Origin of the sequence: Xylanibacillus composti (assembly GCF_018403685.1) — a bacterium.
In the GTDB taxonomy this organism is placed as follows: domain Bacteria; phylum Bacillota; class Bacilli; order Paenibacillales; family K13; genus Xylanibacillus; species Xylanibacillus composti.
The window spans coordinates 32,051-48,249 of the sequence record NZ_BOVK01000039.1; the positions used below are offsets into that span (position 1 = coordinate 32,051).

The 16,199-nt window shown below is 46.6% G+C and carries 11 protein-coding genes; 8 read left to right on the forward strand and 3 right to left on the reverse strand.

All coding sequences use genetic code 11. The features are described from left to right. The first annotated feature begins 184 nt into the window (after positions 1-184). The 5 genes from XYCOK13_RS14270 (at position 185) to XYCOK13_RS14290 (ending at position 9,079) form a co-directional block, all read left to right on the forward strand. Complete coding sequence (locus XYCOK13_RS14270; protein ID WP_213412841.1) at positions 185-1,747, forward strand: type I restriction-modification system subunit M; 1,563 nt, start codon at positions 185-187, stop codon at positions 1,745-1,747. Beyond that, a complete protein-coding gene (locus XYCOK13_RS14275) occupies positions 1,744-2,979 on the forward strand; it encodes a restriction endonuclease subunit S (RefSeq protein ID WP_213412842.1) in 1,236 nt (411 codons plus the stop codon). The genes XYCOK13_RS14270 and XYCOK13_RS14275 overlap by 4 nt, the downstream gene beginning before the upstream one ends. Further along, positions 2,972-6,022 (forward strand): type I restriction endonuclease subunit R, encoded by a 3,051-nt coding sequence (locus XYCOK13_RS14280; protein ID WP_213412843.1) that lies wholly within the window; start codon positions 2,972-2,974, stop codon positions 6,020-6,022. Before XYCOK13_RS14275 ends, XYCOK13_RS14280 begins: the two co-directional genes overlap by 8 nt. 119 nt (positions 6,023-6,141) lie before the next feature. Next, entirely contained in the window at positions 6,142-6,831 is a 690-nt protein-coding gene (locus tag XYCOK13_RS14285) for a hypothetical protein (RefSeq protein ID WP_213412844.1), read from the forward strand. 379 nt (positions 6,832-7,210) lie between these two features. Further along, positions 7,211-9,079, forward strand: coding sequence for a transposase (locus XYCOK13_RS14290; RefSeq protein WP_213412845.1), 1,869 nt, complete (start codon positions 7,211-7,213; stop codon positions 9,077-9,079). Positions 9,080-9,286: 207 nt separating this feature from the next. On the opposite strand, the gene tnpC is transcribed toward XYCOK13_RS14290, so the two are convergent. The 3 genes from tnpC to XYCOK13_RS14305 all read right to left on the reverse strand — a co-directional run bounded on the left by tnpC (position 9,287) and on the right by XYCOK13_RS14305 (position 12,962). Next, positions 9,287-10,804 (reverse strand): IS66 family transposase, encoded by a 1,518-nt coding sequence (gene tnpC / locus XYCOK13_RS14295; protein WP_213412846.1) that lies wholly within the window; start codon positions 10,802-10,804, stop codon positions 9,287-9,289. Between the two features lie 94 nt (positions 10,805-10,898). Continuing rightward, positions 10,899-11,615: an IS66 family insertion sequence element accessory protein TnpB gene (gene tnpB / locus XYCOK13_RS14300; RefSeq protein WP_213412847.1), complete on the reverse strand. Its 717-nt coding sequence runs from the start codon at positions 11,613-11,615 to the stop codon at positions 10,899-10,901. Between the two features lie 1,134 nt (positions 11,616-12,749). Further along, on the reverse strand, positions 12,750-12,962 hold the full coding sequence (locus XYCOK13_RS14305; protein ID WP_213412848.1) for a hypothetical protein: 213 nt from the start codon (positions 12,960-12,962) through the stop codon (positions 12,750-12,752). A 350-nt stretch (positions 12,963-13,312) separates the two neighbouring features. Between XYCOK13_RS14305 and XYCOK13_RS14310 the strand changes: the two genes are divergently transcribed. The 3 genes from XYCOK13_RS14310 to XYCOK13_RS14320 are packed head-to-tail and all read left to right on the forward strand — an operon-like array spanning position 13,313 to position 16,177. Then, the gene (locus tag XYCOK13_RS14310) at positions 13,313-14,362 is read left to right on the forward strand and encodes an ABC transporter substrate-binding protein (protein ID WP_230202649.1); all 1,050 of its coding nucleotides are present in this window, start codon (positions 13,313-13,315) and stop codon (positions 14,360-14,362) included. Further along, a complete protein-coding gene (locus tag XYCOK13_RS14315; protein WP_244865175.1) occupies positions 14,301-15,353 on the forward strand; it encodes a FecCD family ABC transporter permease in 1,053 nt (350 codons plus the stop codon). Before XYCOK13_RS14310 ends, XYCOK13_RS14315 begins: the two co-directional genes overlap by 62 nt. Further along, positions 15,350-16,177 carry an ABC transporter ATP-binding protein gene (locus tag XYCOK13_RS14320; RefSeq protein ID WP_007130966.1) on the forward strand — a complete coding sequence of 276 codons (828 nt, stop codon included), beginning with the start codon at positions 15,350-15,352 and terminating at the stop codon, positions 16,175-16,177. The genes XYCOK13_RS14315 and XYCOK13_RS14320 overlap by 4 nt, the downstream gene beginning before the upstream one ends. Positions 16,178-16,199 lie beyond the last annotated feature (22 nt).

The window sequence follows — 16,199 nt, forward strand, 5'->3', positions numbered from 1 at the left end:
TAGCATTAAGGGTAAACACTCTCATTTCAAATTGTTTTCTGAGACTTTAAGCAGGATTGATGTCGTATTTCGTAGAATTCATTAATATAGGACTATATGCTCAAACATTTGTTCTATCACATCATGTTGTCAGTTAAACGTAATTAAAATAATGGCATTACTTCACAAAGGAAGGGTAATTAATATGGCATCAGCAAAAGCAGATATAAACTTTGAAAAGGAACTTTTTGAAGCCGCAAACCGGATGCGTGCAACCGTCGCTCCGGCTGATTACAAGCATATTGTTCTACCGCTCATCTTCTTGCGCTACCTTTCTTTGCGCTACGACAAACGTCGCAAGGAATTGGAGGTGCAATTAAGCGACCCCAACAGTCCAATGTATTTCAGTGATGAGGAAATCGTACGTGAAATTCTGGAAGACCGCGACCAATATATTGCTGAGCGCGTTTACGTGTTGCCTGAGGAAGCACATTGGTCTTACATAGTGAAAAACGCCAAGCAGCCCAACATTAAAGAAATTCTTGATAACGCCATGAAATTGATCGAAGCCGAGAATGATGATCTGGTTGGCGTTCTGCCGCGTATCTATCGGAGCACGAACCTTCCAATTGAAAACCTTGCTTCGCTAATCGAAATTTTTTCGCGCGATACATTCAGTTCGTCCAGTGACGATGCTGTGGATGTATTAGGACGTGTATTTGAATATTTTATCGGGAATTTTGCTTCGAGCGAAGGCAGCCGCGGTGGTCAGTTCTTTACGCCGAGTTCCATTGTTGAGCTGTTAGTTGCAATGCTAGAACCAGAATCGGGCACCTTTTTGGACCCTGCCTGTGGTTCAGGTGGCATGTTTGTCCAATCCCAGCGCTATTCTAAAAACAAATACGCACTTTCGTTCTATGGTCAGGAAAGCGTTGATCTCACCGTACGACTAGGAAAAATGAACGTCCTCATGCACGGCATCAACGCCGACATCCGTCTCGGAGATTCGCTCCTCAACGATCAGTATAAGGACCAGCAGTTTGATTTCGTGATCGCGAATCCTCCTTTCAATCAAAAATTGTGGGGGGCCGAGAAAATTCAAAAGAACGATCCGAGGCTCATTACGGACTATGACAAGGCCGTAACAGACGGCAACGCGAACTACATGTGGATGCAGCACTTCCTGTATCACTTGAAGGATGGAGGGACGGCTGGTTTCGTCATGGCAAACGGAGCGATGACGACGAATAATTCTGGTGAAAAGGATGTTCGGCAGAAGTTGGTGGATGAGGGGTACATCGATTGTGTTGTACAGTTACCAGAAAAGTTGTTCTTTACGACCGGAATTCCTTGCTGCTTATTCTTCTTGAGCAAGAACCGTGATGGAGAGAAGGGCTACCGGGCTCGGAAGAACGAGATGCTGTTCATTGACGCACGCAAGAAGGGAGTTATGGTTAGTCGGAAGCAAAGGGTTCTCACCCAAGAGGATATCGCTGAAATTGCTGCCGCTTACCATACGTTTCGTAGTGTGAATGGCAAGTTTGAAAGTGTTGAAGGATTCTTTAAGGTAGCGACTATAGAGGAGATTCAGGGTAACGACTATAAGTTGACTCCGGGAATTTATGTTGGAACCGAAGAAACAGAAATTGATGATGTTCCGTTTGAGGAAAAGATGACGGAATTGATGTGCCGGCTTCAGGAGCAGTTTATAGAGTCGAATAGACTTCAGGAGCGAATTACTCGTAACTTGGAGGCTCTGATTTCATGATAATGAAAACAATGAAGATAGGTGACCTTACAAATAAAATTGGGAGCGGCGTCACTCCTCGTGGCGGAGAAAAAGTATATCAGTTAGAGGGTACTTCGCTTATAAGAAGCCAGAATGTTTATGATTATCAATTCGTGAAAAATGGTCTTGTTTTTATTGGTGAAGATGTAGCAGCTAGAATGAAGGGGGTTGAGATTTACAGAAATGATGTTTTGATTAATATTACTGGTGATTCCATTGGTAGATGCTGTATTGTGCCGGATGATGCAATACCTGCTAGGGTAAATCAGCATGTATGTATTTTACGGGCAGACCGATCACGTCTAAACCCGAGATACCTCATGTATTATTTAAATGAGCCTATGAATAAGAATCAACTGCTTAATCAGGCGCACGGTGGGACGCGAAAGGCTTTAACAAAGGGGATTCTTGAATCGTTTGAGATAAATGTTCCACCATTGAGTATACAAGAGCGAATAGTTGAAATTCTCGGCTCACTTGATGAAAAAATCGAACTAAACCGTCGCATGAACGAGACGTTTGAACAGATGGCGATGGCTTTGTATAAGCATTGGTTTGTGGATTTTGCTCCATTTGAGGAGTTCATGGATAATGATCTCCCTATTGGTTGGCGATGGGGTACTTTGAACGAAATAAGCTATGTTCATAAGGTACAGGTTGACCCTTCTGAATTAGATGAAACGTGCCCATATATAGGCCTTGAACATATGCCCAAGGGAAATGTCACATTGGAAGAATGGGAGAATAGCAATAAAGTTACAAGTCATAAGTTTATGTTTGGTAAGGGTGACATTCTTTTTGGGAAACTACGCCCTTACTTCAAGAAGGTAGGTGTGGCTCCTATTGATGGGGTTTGTTCCACCGACATTTTAGTTCTAAAGCCATTAAAAAATGAGTACTTTGGTATGCTGTTTGGTCAAGTTATTCAAGATGCTTTTATCGATTATTGTACGAGTACATCGGGTGGTACTAAAATGCCTCGTTGCGATTGGAAAGAAATGGCCAAATATAATGTGCCTATTCCGCCTGATTCGATAAGAAATGAATTTAACCAAAAAACCGCTGCTTTTGTGGATCAAATTGTCGCGAACATTCATGAAAACAGAGCTTTAATTGAAACTCGTAATTACCTACTCCCCCGTCTTCTCTCCGGAGAAATCGAGGTGAGGGCAGCAGAAGAACAAGTTGAGGAGGTGTTAGCCGGTGGCTAACGGACTGTACGAAACGGATTTTGAAGAAGCAACGATCGGTCGTCTAGAGGCCATCGGTTACGAATATACCCATGCGATGAACCTGTTCGGTCGTACGTCGCTTAATGAAGTCGTGCTTCGGGACCGTCTGGAAGCATTTCTCAAGAAAACATACCCCGGGATTCCGGCGCAGCATATCCCTGTGTTAGTTTCGCGTTTTGCCGATCCTGACGGCGTGACATTGCTTCAGCGCAACCAGAGGTTCCACGAGATGCTAGTGAAGGGCATTGACTTTTCCTACGAGGAAAAAGGCGAGCAAGTGTTTCACCATGTATATCCGGTGAACTGGGACGAGCCGCTTACGAATAACTTTCTTGTCGTAAACCAACTTTCGATCGAAGGGAAGATGGCGCGGCGGCCGGACCTTATCATATACGTGAATGGGTTGCCGCTGGTGGTGTTCGAGCTGAAAAGTCCGTATAGCGAGCAGGCAACGATCGAATATGCCTACAATCAAATCACGAACTACACCTATGACATCGCACAACTATTTAACTACAATGCCTTTGCGGTCATCTCCGACGGTATCCTGACGCTCCATGGCATTCCCGGGGCACCGTATGAGTTCTATGCAGCCTGGAAGTCCATCGATGGTAAGGAAGTCGATAACAACATTACGAACTCGATGAGGACGCTCATTCAGGGTATGTTTCCAAAGGAACGACTGCTCGATTATATCCGCAACTTCGTTGTGTTCATGAAAGATGGTAATAAGGAAGCAATCAAGATTGGCGCTAAATATCACCAATATTTCGGCGTTCGGTTTGCCGTTGAACACGCCGTTCGCGCAACTCGACCAGAAGGAGACCGGAAGATTGGGGTCCTATGGCATGCCACTGGTTCGGGGAAATCACTTTCTATGTTGTTTTTCTCTGGAATTCTGTCGCGGCATCCAGAGATGGATAACCCGACAATCGTCATCCAAGTGGATCGCTCGGATCTCGACGGTCAGTTGCACGAGACATTCGTTCAGGGGACGTCCCTGGTCGGGAACGTTCATCATGCAGAGAATGCCAATGAATTGAGGGAACTATTGCGCAACGAAGCCGGCCAAATTATCTTTTCGACGATCGAGAAGTTCCGTTTGAAAGATGGAGAAGGTGAGTTCCCAGTATGCTCAGAGCGTCGAAATATTATCGTCATTTCAGACGAAGCTCATCGTACCCAGTATAGTTTTGACGGCTTTGCCGGCAATCTTCGTCGTGCCTTGCCGAATGCTTCACACGTCGGATTTACGGGTACGCCGATAACATTTGCGGACCGTAATACGTTTGAATTGTTCGGGAACGTCATTCACATCTACGACATGCAGCAGGCCACGCTAGACGGTGCAACGCTTCGGATCTACTACGAATCTCGTCTCATACCGCTTGATCTTGAGAACGCAGGTCTCGACGAGGAATTTAAACAAATTGTCAGCCAGGTTGGGGATGGAAAATGGGATGAACAGCGCGCTAAATGGGCGGCGCTAGAGAAGGTCGTCGGTACGTCCGAGAGGTTGGAGACGCTCGCCAAGGATATTGTAGGGCACTTCCCAAAGGCGGCTTCCCCTGAGGCAAAGGGCATGATCGTTTGCATGAGCCGTGAAATATGCGTTCGACTCTACGAGAAAATGCGTAAAATAGACGGCTGTCCGTCGATTGAAATTGTTATGACCGGTGACATTGACAAAGACCCGCCAAGTTGGCGCCAAAAGCAGCCAGGAAGTGAGTTCTCTCATATCAAGTCCAAGGAAGAGCAGGAGAGCGTAAAAGCAAAGCTACGAGATCCGAATGACCCTCTTAAGTTCGTAATCGTACGGGATATGTGGCTCACGGGTACCGACATCCCGCCACTAACTTACTTGTACGTCGATAAACCAATTAAAGGTCACGGCTTAATCCAGGCTATTGCCCGAGTAAACCGCGTTTACCCCGGTAAAACCGGTGGTGTTGTCATCGATTATATCGGCATCGCCGAAGCACTGAAAGAGGCAACGCATCGCTATACACAAGGCGGCGGTAAAGGAAAGCCGGCTGGGAGCATCGAGGACGAGGCGGTGCCAATCTTCTTCGAGGCGCTCGAAGCGGTACGCGCCTTAATCCCGCCAGACATCGACATTACAGATTGGCGGGCTAAGCCGAAGGTTGAGCGTGAAGATTGGATTGCGGACTTTGTAGGCTTTTTGATGGGGCCAGACGAGGACACTTACCTGAATGCTCAGGCCAAGCTGGATAAAGCTTATCAACTTGTGAAGCACTTGCCAGCTGTAATCCCCCACGCGAATGAGGTGCTGCTCTATGAAATTGCTGCGATTCAGATCAAAAAGTTTAAAATCGCTGGCGACCCGGATGACAAGCCTAAGAACATCGAGGAAGAACTGAAGAAATTGATCGACCGTAGCATAGGCGCTCGTGAAGAGGCCGTTGATTTGTTCGAGAAGGCTGGATTGGAGAAGCCGGACATCTCGATCCTAGACGAAGCATTCCTAGCCGATTTCGAGCAAAAACCGCACGTCGATCTGCGTCTGAAATTGCTTCAGAAGTTATTGGAGGAAGAGATCTTTTACTTGGTGAAGCAAAAAAATGCACTCGGAAAAGAATTAAGCAAACTGCTTGAGAAGACGATAAACGATTATCATAATCGAGTTATTACAGCAACCGCCGTGGCACAAATGATGGTCGAGGCAAAGAAGAAAATGGACGAAGAGCGCAAAAAGAAAGAGGCGCTGGGGCTGTCTGATGAGGAAATGGCCTTTTATTACATTATTGAGAATATGGGTAATAATGCTTTCACCAATGAGTTTATTTCAGGTTTGATTCGCAAAGTGGTCGCGGCAATGAAAAAGGAATTTCAAATCGACTGGACGAATCCGCATCGCGCTGATGTCTTGGCAAAGGTTAGCAATGCAGTGAAAATGGTGCTTATTCGGGAGAAGATAAAGGGCGAGCAGCTGCGGTTCCTAACGAATGCGATCATTGATCAGGCAAAAGAAAAATATAAGGATTGGCCAATTGAGGCGTAGAGGGAAATACCTGACGGTTCTTACCTCTAGGGTGTCTACGAGAGAAGTAATGGTCGTCAAAGGGGCAGTTATAAAAACTCTGCTCCTTTTTATTTTACCAAGAATCGGGGGTTTTAAGGATGACCGAGGAACAATCTCTGGTGCTGTCTCGTGAACAGATCTATAACGAGGTGTGGGAGTTGTCGCTTGCCGGTGTTGCTAGGAAATATAGCATATCGTACGGCCTTATATATAAACTTTGTAAAGAAGCTAACGTGCCCATACCTCCCTCGGGGTATTGGACGAAGTTAAATTTCGAAAAGCCGGTATCGAAAACACCTCTTCCAGAATCAACAATAAATGAAGTTGCTATTCCTCGTGCGAAAACGCCGCGGATAAGAGTAGAGAAAATCGAAAAGGGTATGTCAACTATTTCAGAAGCAAAAATTGAGGCTACTCAGCAGGAAGAAGAAGCGGTAAACAATGCTAATGCCAGTCCTGATGACGTCTTAAAAGAAGGGATGGATACTGGCGCATTGTCACTATCCAAATCTAGTAATACCGCAAAACATATCGAAAATCGATCCAATTCTGAAATCGTTCGCATGAGTTCTTTAGAAAAGTTGACATTCCTCCTCGAGGCTGAAAGGAACAAAGTTTTTGATATAGCGAATCAGATACAAATACCGCATGAAAAGGCCAGGCTACACCCTAAGATTGTTGCATATAAAAATGTTGTCATTGAATGGAACAAAAGTGATAAAAAAGAAGTGGGCGCTCAACGAAGCCCTCAGAACTACAGCTCGTATAGGTCCCGTCCTCATTTTTAGCAGGCGTGATTTCGAAAGAGACGCTTCCGCGTGTTTACAGAATCCTTGGGGCACTTATTCAAGCTATAGAACGGTTGGGAGGCTCAGTGACGGATTCTCTCACATTTATTGTTCGGAATGAGTCGGTATCGCTAGAGATATATGAAATGCAGGACAAAGTCGATCATGTTATTACGAGGTCAGAGGAAAATCAACTCCGTAAATATGAGGAAGATAAGAAACGCTACTCTGTAAGCGTAGCTGTCGATGAATTGTGGCAAACAATACCCCTGGTGGTATTTTCGACATCGTTCTTTACTTCAATCTAATTGTATGTTGAAAGAAGAATGAACAACCCACCGAATTTATTCAAAACCATCCATTTAGTCCATATAATGATATGTTTTCTTCATATTTCGTTCATTTACTCCCGTTTTCGTGGTGTAATGTAGCCAGATGCATTCGGGAGGTTACTGGTATGTTTAAGATTCGGTACAAATCCTTTGACCAATTTTCCTTTATCGATCATGCAATGTACTCCAAATTACCGAGGCATCCTTTTTATTGCAGCGTCAAAGAGATGATTGATTTTTCCTTTGCAGATCAAATCTGTTCCGTGTTGTATTCAGAACGCGGGCAACGTCCTTATGCACCTTCTTTAAAGCTAAAAATTCATCTCGTTCAAGCTTACGAAAATATCTCAGACCGAAATATGGAAAACAGGATTGTCGGCGACTTGTTCATCAAGCGTTCTCTGGATCTCCCCGCTGACTTCTTCGGTTTCGATCACAGCACCATTGGCTTGGATCGGGATCGCATGGGGGAAGCGATGTTTCAGGCTTGCCATTTATATATCTTGGCACAGTTGTACAGCAAACATTTATGGGGAGAAACAAACGAGCGGTGGATCATCGATTCGTTTCCTGCTCACATCAACGTGAGGCGGTGCGGAGCATTCCGGTTAATCAAGCGGGCGATGATCCAGCTTGTGAAACATATGAAGCGCACTGCTCCAGCCTCCGTCCTTTCGGCAGCCAAATCATTGCAATTGGATGCGTTGAGGGTTCGGCTCCACTCGGAATCCCCTGTTGCCGAGCAAATGCTCGCTTTCAGCAAATTGGTTACGCAAGCTTACGGATTGCTGTACTGGTTCCAGCATGAGAACATCGTCCCCTTGCTGAAGGAATGGAAAAATTATGAGCGGTCCCAGGAACTGCAAGAGATCTTGCGGAGAGTTCTCTCCGAAAACAGCCGGCCCCACCGTCCGGATCCGGGACCGGAGGATGGTAGAGAAAACGAGGATACGGGCGCTGATGAACAAAATACTGATGGCAATGCGGAATCATTGCCGCCTGCGGAAACTGCAGTGGACGTTGAACAGGACGGTACAACAACAGCTATCCATGAAGAAGTTAAGGCAGAACTTCACGCGGGCCAAGAGGAAACGGCCGAAGTGGTGTATGAAAAGACTCCGCGCAAACAACGCCCGTCGGATCGCATAGTAAGGGTAGATGCTCCGGAAGTGCGCACCGGTGTCAAAAACAAGTCCACGCCCATTACCGGTTTCAAGATACAGAATATGTGCACAGAGGATGGCGTTATCCTGAATGTGCGGGTCGTTCCAAGCAATGAACATGATCAAGATGCCATGATCGAGATGGTTTCGGAGGTCCAACAGTTCTTAGGCATGGCCCCGCAAGTTATGATCGGCGATACAGCCTACGGGCATGGGAAGAAACGGGAAGCCATGGCAAGCAGGAATATTACCCTCGTGGCACCGGTTGCGGAACCAAAAAACTCGACAGGTAAATTCGATATTTCTCTCTTTACATACGATCCGCAAAAGGATGTGTTTACCTGTCCTCAAGGGGCGGAAACCGTAAGGAAAAATAGAAACCGTACATTGGAAGGTACGCAATATTTCTTCGACTCGAAGTCTTGCACTCGGTGCGCGTTGCGGACTCAATGTACGACTAGTGAGAAGAAGGGCAGATCGGTGTTCCGAAGCGATTATGCCGTTACTTACGAAGGGGCGAAAAAGTTCAACGAGAGCGTTGAAGGGAAGGAAACCTTAGCAAAACGCTGCGTTGTGGAACGAAAAAACAAGGAGCTCAAGAACGATTGCGGATTAGGGCGAACCCACCTCAAGAGACGGAATACCTTGCAGGTTAAGTCGTTCCTAGCTGCAATCGTCGTAAATCTGAAACATGCTATACGAGTCCAAACAACCCCCAAACCGGGGGTTCTTCGACGTGCAAAAATGGCGTAAACGGGACGAAATGAGGGGGAAAACGAGCAAAAAAGAAGCAGATAATCCATTGTAAATAACAAATACTTAGCAAAAGCCCAGAAAACGGATTTAAGAAACCGATAAGGGGGAGAGCCCAAAAAAAGTTCACAATTCATCGACAGCTTCTAAGCGTCAAATAATCCGGTGTATAGAAAAAAGGCAAAGCCTATGTAAGAGGGCTTTGCTCTATCTGCAGGATTCCTGGACTTCTGGACTCCAGGGAAGGTAATCCTCGAGAAATTCCGGGTGCTGGCCGAATTGGACTCCGGGCAATTGACTGAAGATGAATTGAAGGTATTTGAACGGATTAAGCCCATTTGCTTTCGCACTCTCGATGATGCTGTACACGGCGGCGCTGGCCGCAGCTCCCTTTGGACTTCCGCTAAAAAGCCAAATTTTTCTTCCAATGGTGAAGGGACGAATGCTGTTTTCAGCAAGGTTGTTGGATATGGCGCAGTTGCCATCCTGAAGATAATTCATAAACTCTTGCTTGTGGTTCAACGCATAATTCAAAGCTTCACCTAGTTTGGATTTGGGCAGCACCTTTCCTTTGGCGGAATCAATCCATGCCCAAAAGGCTTCCAGAACGGGCTTTTCTCGTTCCAGACGCTCAGATTTACGTTGGTCAATTGTAAGATCTTCGAGATGATTCTCAATCTCGAAGAGTTTGTTACAGAATGCAATGCCTTGGCTCGGTAGGGTCGCTTCCGGGCTCTGTATATCTTTCGGAAGGGAATCGACGAATTTCCTCCGAAGATGTGTCCAACAGAGGCATCTTGTGACACCTGGAATCTCTATGTACCCGGAGTAGGCATCCGAGTGGAGGTACCCTGTGAAACCCTTTAGGAACTTCTGAGGATATTTTCCACTTCTACCCGGTTGGTATTCGAAGATTCGAATAGGGTGTTTGCCATGCTGGCCGCTACTGTATACCCACATGTAGGAATCGGTCGTGTTTTTTCGTCCTTCTTCATTCATGACTTGGACAACCGTTTCATCTGCATGGATGTACTTATCCTGCAGGAGCTTTTGATGCATGAGCTTCACCAATGGAGATAGCCAGTCGCGAGACGCAGCCCCAATCCAGTTAGCCATCGTCGCACGGCTAAGGTTTACGCCTAGGGTCTTCCATTCCTTCTCCTGGCGGTACAGGGGAAGATGCATGACCCATGCCACGGTGGAAGGAGATGCCATGGAGTGCTGGATCACCGGATAAGGCATGGGCGACTTCTCCATGTAGGGCTTTCCGTTTTTACGGCAGGTACGGCATTCAAAGGTTTCGCGGTAATAGTCGATCGCTCTGACTTTGGCGGGAATGAACTCAATTTCAGTTCGGATGAACTTTTCGCCAACCGATACGAGTGCGGTGTTGCACGCTTCGCAAAAGCAGTCCTGTGCATCAAGAGTGCAAAGGCGCTTGTCATTGGGAATATCCTTTAAGAGTTCCAACCGTTGACCTTTGAATTTCTTTCGCCGGTAGCCTTGGATCTCCTTCAGGTCAGGTTTTGGCGCTGCCGGATTTGCTTCGACTTCTGCCTCATCAAAAAGAGACATCTGCCCCAGATCAAGGGACGATGTCTTCTCGGTACTTCTGCCATAGAGTTTGCGCGTGAGATATTCAACGGTATCGTGGAGTCGCTTGTTCTCTAGCTCCAGTTCGCCTATGCGTTTTTCGAGTGTTTTTACCTGCTCTGGAGCGCTCATGGATACAGTCCTTTTACCGTTTTCTACTGTATCCAGCATAGCATAAAAATGCAGAAAAACCCAGTAACCACGCGATTTTTCAGGTTTTTTCCGACTACAAGCATACGGTCATATTGAGGTTTTTCACAGCCTTAGGTTGATCGATCGAAAGACCTTCTAGGAGCCACCGAAACTCCTGGGAAGTGATCGAGCGAACGGCTTCAGCGTTCATAGGCCGTTGATAACGGCCGTCTTCCAACCGCTTGTAAAGGAGGACAAACCCATCTCCTTCCCAATAGAGTGCTTTCATTCGATTACGCTGCCGGCCGCAAAAAAGAAATAGGCTGTTTTGGAATGGGTTCAATTGAAAGTTCTGTTGGACGATGGCGGCAAGTCCGTCAATGGACTTTCGCATATCGGTATAACCACAGGCGATATAGATTTTCTCCGCCTTCGAGACATCACCGAACATGTTGAAGTGCCCTGAGTGTATTTTTTCAATCAAAGTCGCTGAGGCTTGGTTCCGGATCTCCAGCGTTACAGTCCCCATACGGATAATGATATCTGATGATGATGCAACATCACCGGGGGCCATACCAGCCGTAGAGACCGGGACGTTTACGGGTACGATTGGACTGGTATGAGAAGAAAGTGATGGCAGAGCTTCATACGCAGCAGTGCGAACACGTTTCAGCCAATAGTAGTACGTTTTTGGGTTGATCTCATGATCGGCACACCAAGAAGCGACGGTTTGTCCACTGCTACGGCATTCTCGGACAATCTCTGTCCATTTGTTTAATCGATATTGGTTCGTAACTTCCCTGGTATTCAACTCTAAGCCTCCCATTGAAGTTTTTCAAGGTCGAAAAACTCTACTAACTCCATTTAGGGAATTGTCTCAAAGACGTAGGGAGGTTTCTATACACTAACTTATTTGACGCTTACGCTACTCTTGGGCTCCGAAACCGAATATACGCAAATATGATTATGTGTTTAACGGGCAACTGTGTATCAACATAAATCAGAATACAAATAAAAGGTTTCGTGATACCAAATCTTCTATTCTGGAAAACCAATTAGGATTTCTTCAGATTGAGATGTACGAAGCATCTAAAATTATACGAAAAGAGCGAGAAGCGCGCGAAGAAGAGAGATTGAGAGAAGAACGCCGAAAACGTCATATAATTGAAGTTGAGCGCACGGTTGAATTGACAAATATGGCTCATGATTACGCGATGGCGTGCATATGCTACAGCTTGAGTATCATCCTCATCCCGTACTGTGACAGAGGAAGATTTAGAATGGATCGATTGGGCAAAGAAGAAAGCCGATTGGTATGATCCGATAATTGCTAGAGAAGATGAGATACTTAAACGTGAGCATGAGAAAGGAAAAGATATTAAAACTGATTATTCGTGGTGGTAATAGCGTTCGGGAGACTCCTTAATTTCAATTTGTATTAACACCTGTATTCGTCAAGGCGATCATTTCAAAAATATCAAGGAAAGGGGAAATGTTTTTCAAGTTCGAAGTGATTCTAAAGATACCTAAAAGTCACCTAATGGTGACCCCAGACTGTCGACAGGGTTTGTCGACAGTCTGAGCCACCCCTGTGAACGGGTGGTTTGTTCTGCGGCTGAAAGCCTTTGTTACTGGCCAGCCCTGAAAGGGCTCTGAATAATTCGCCAACCGCTCTACTTTTCCTGCCACCCTTACAGGGGCACCTCGTTCACTTCTTCTTTCTTCTTTTCTTTAATTCTTTACCTGTAAATGGATCTATATACTCCTCCTCTTTTACGATAGGATTAAAACGATAAGTAGTCACAAGTGTTGAACTGAAGGAAAAAATAATAATCTTCAACGATAACCTGAATTATTATTAAGCCGTCCGGCAGAAGTCAAATGGGCTGATTTTATATATTTAATACAATTGTAAAAACCTCCCAACCATTTCGCTGCTACTAGATTAATTACCATTCGTCATTTCTTTTGCTGTTTTAGCATCTATAACTTGATAGGCCACTACTTGCCACAGGCCGGCAGTCTCCTCATACTCGATTCTTTCCATCATAACCAATAACTTGTAGTCAGGGTTATCACTTGTTACGATTGCTTTTATCGAATCTTCTCCTTCATACAATAGGGTCTTCTCAAATCCGCGGTGTTTCTTTGCTTTCAAACCTTCCTCCATATTCTCGAGGTTAAACCTTTCCAAGAATGTATTGAGGACATCTATTTCGTCAAAGGAGCCTGTCATATGCCCATTATCAATTTCCTTGATTTCATTGTCCGAATATACAGGGAGGAAAATGGAAATCACAGATTGCCTAAATGTAGAACTAGCGGCGAATGCTGTTGCGAAATCAAGTCCATTTGATTTTTTAAAAAAATTAATAGTAAACATTACGAAGTAGTTGACATATAAAAGTAGTCGCTGTTACAATATGCATGATGTTAATCGTAATGATTACGATTAACATCATTTTGAGTGAAGTGTTGTATGAATCAAAAGACAGGAGGTTCAAAGTGATGCATGCATACAAGCGGCAAAATTTACTTCGCCAATGGAGCGGAGGACTGCTAGCAGGAGTTATGTTCGTATCCGGTTGTGCAGCGCCGTCCAATCCTGCGAGCGACAATAATCGTGATGCATTGGAGTTATCGCCGTCAGCGGAGTCTAGACCTGTATCTGTTCATGATGCGGAGGAAAGGGAGTCGTTTCTCACGTTCGAAGACGACACTGGAAGGGAGATTCGGCTGCCTGAGCAACCACAGCGCATCATCGTCCTATCGCCGCAGCTATTGGATTTGCTTTATTCGGTTGACGGTCACGCCATTGCCCACGCCACATCACCGGGTGGAACGGTGCCGGATGAGGCGGAGCGAATCGAAGAAGTCGGGGGAATGACGACCGTCAATACGGAGAAGCTACTTGCTTTAAAGCCTGATCTCGTGATCGGCTCTGTGGTGTTTCACCGTGAGTTAACGGCGATTTTGGATGCGAGTAACGTGCCGTTCGCCCTGTTCAATCTGAGTACATATGCAGATTTGCAACAAAAAGCGGTGTTGTTCGGTCAGCTCTCTGGGACGGAAAACAAAGCTAGGGAAGCACTTGCCGATTTGGATCAGGAAATTCGTGAATGGACTGCCCGGGTACCGGCCAGTGATGCACCAACTTTCATCATGCTGAACGTGACCCCTAACAGCCTTTCTGTGCAGCGGCAAGATACCGTCGGAATCGAGGTCGCAACTATGCTGCATATGAACAATTTGGCGGAAACATGGGAAGCAGCAAGCGACAGTCCGTCGACTGCACCATTTAGTCTGGAAAAAATCGTCGAGCTAAATCCGGATTATGTTTTTATTCTGATCCACGGGGCGCGAGAAGATGGGGAGAAGAAAATTCAATCCGATCTGGCCAGCCAACCTGCATGGACATCGCTGCGTGCTGTGAAGGAAAACCGTATGGTCATCTTGCCGTCTGATCGGTTTCTCTCAAACCCGGGATTTCGATTAAGTGAATCAGTCGAATATTTGGCTAAGCTTGTTTATCCGGATACATATGAGAATGGTCATTAATGCTTTCCGTATTCCGATGTCCAAAGGCATTCTTGTCATTGTCGCTTTGACGGCTGCGGCAATCCTCGCTACTGGATTCAGCATCGGTACCGGAGCAGTCCGCATTTCGTTGTCAGAGATTTGGTTATATGTCTTTCACGGTTATGACGGTCCAATGAAGGAAATTGTGTGGAACATTCGGCTGCCTCGAACGTTAGTGGGCATGCTCGTTGGAGCTAATCTGGCACTGTCCGGTGCGCTCTTGCAAGGCGTGATGCGGAACTCGCTGGCAGATCCGCACATCATCGGCGTGTCATCTGGAGCAGGATTATTCGGCATCATCGTTCTCATTTTATTTCCTCATCTATGGTCGATGCTGACACCAATCGCTTTTCTTGGCGCTTCCGGAGCTGCTGCCATCATTTATTTGCTTGCCTGGAAGGAGGGTGTACAGCCGGTGCGCCTCATACTTGCAGGCGTGGCCGTGTCCGCCTTTCTCGGCTCCGGCATCTCCGCATTGTTAATTTTCTTTAGCGATCGGGTGAACGGTGCCCTCGTGTTTATGGTTGGCGGCTTGTCCGCCAAAAGCTGGCCAGAGCTTGAAATCATTCTCCCTTATTCGCTCATTGGCATGAGCCTGGCGTTCATTGGCAGTTCACATTTGAATATACTTGCCCTTGGTGATTCCAATGCACGCGGCCTCGGCTTGTCGGTGGAAGCAGCTCGCTTCTTCCTAACGGCGCTCGCTACCTTGCTTGCCGCAAGCGCGGTCAGCGTCGTCGGCCTGCTCGGCTTCGTCGGTCTGATCGTTCCGCATTCAGCCCGCTTGCTGATCGGCAGTGATTATCGGTTCTTACTTCCTGCATCCGTGCTGCTTGGAGCGGCCGTCGTGACCTTTTGCGATACACTCGCCCGCTTGATGTTTGCTCCTTTAGAACTGCCGGTCGGCATTATGATGGGAGCTTTGGGTGCGCCGTTCTTTCTATATTTGCTAAGGAGGGAAGCGAGATGACGTTGTTACGCTTGGAAGACGTGTCCGTGAGGCTTCACAACCGTACGGTGCTGGATTCGCTGAATTGGCAGGTGGAGGTCGGAAAAATTTACAGCATTATCGGTCCGAATGGCAGCGGCAAAAGCACCTTGCTCAAAACTTGCGCCGGTCAATTAAAGCCTGCGCAAGGAAAGGTGCTCTTGCAAGGCAGACTGCTCGACAGCTATCCCCGTCGGCAGTTGGCACGGCATATGGCAATGCTTCAGCAAAGTCAAGCATCTCTGCCGGACGTGTCCGTGCGTTCGCTGGTCAGTTACGGACGTTTTCCTCATCAGCCTGTATGGGGCGCAAAGCGCAAGGAAGACGAGAAGATTGTCGAATGGGCCATGGCTCAGACCGGAACGCTACCCTTCGCGGAGCGAAAGCTGTCTAACTTATCCGGCGGAGAACGGCAACGCGTATGGATTGCCATGACCTTGGCACAGCAATCGGGGCTCATCTTATTAGATGAACCGACGACCTATCTCGATGTCAATCACCAGTGGGAGGTTATGGAGCTAGTCCACGATCTGAATCGCAAATATAGCATTACGATCGTCATGGTCCTGCACGATCTCAACCATGCTGCAGCTTGCTCCGATGAATTGTTGGTGATGCGAGCTGGCGAAATGTATGCCAGCGGACCGCCGGAGCAAGTCATCACCGATCGCATGCTGCGCGATGTGTTCGGTGTGAGAGGGAGCGTAGGAAGGGATGATCGAAGCGGTCGCATGCATTGCCATATCGAAGGGCTGCTTGAGGCGGTTGATTTCTCAGCTCAACCCGCAATCGCAGCAGTCAAATAACGAATGTCTAAAACATTTACAA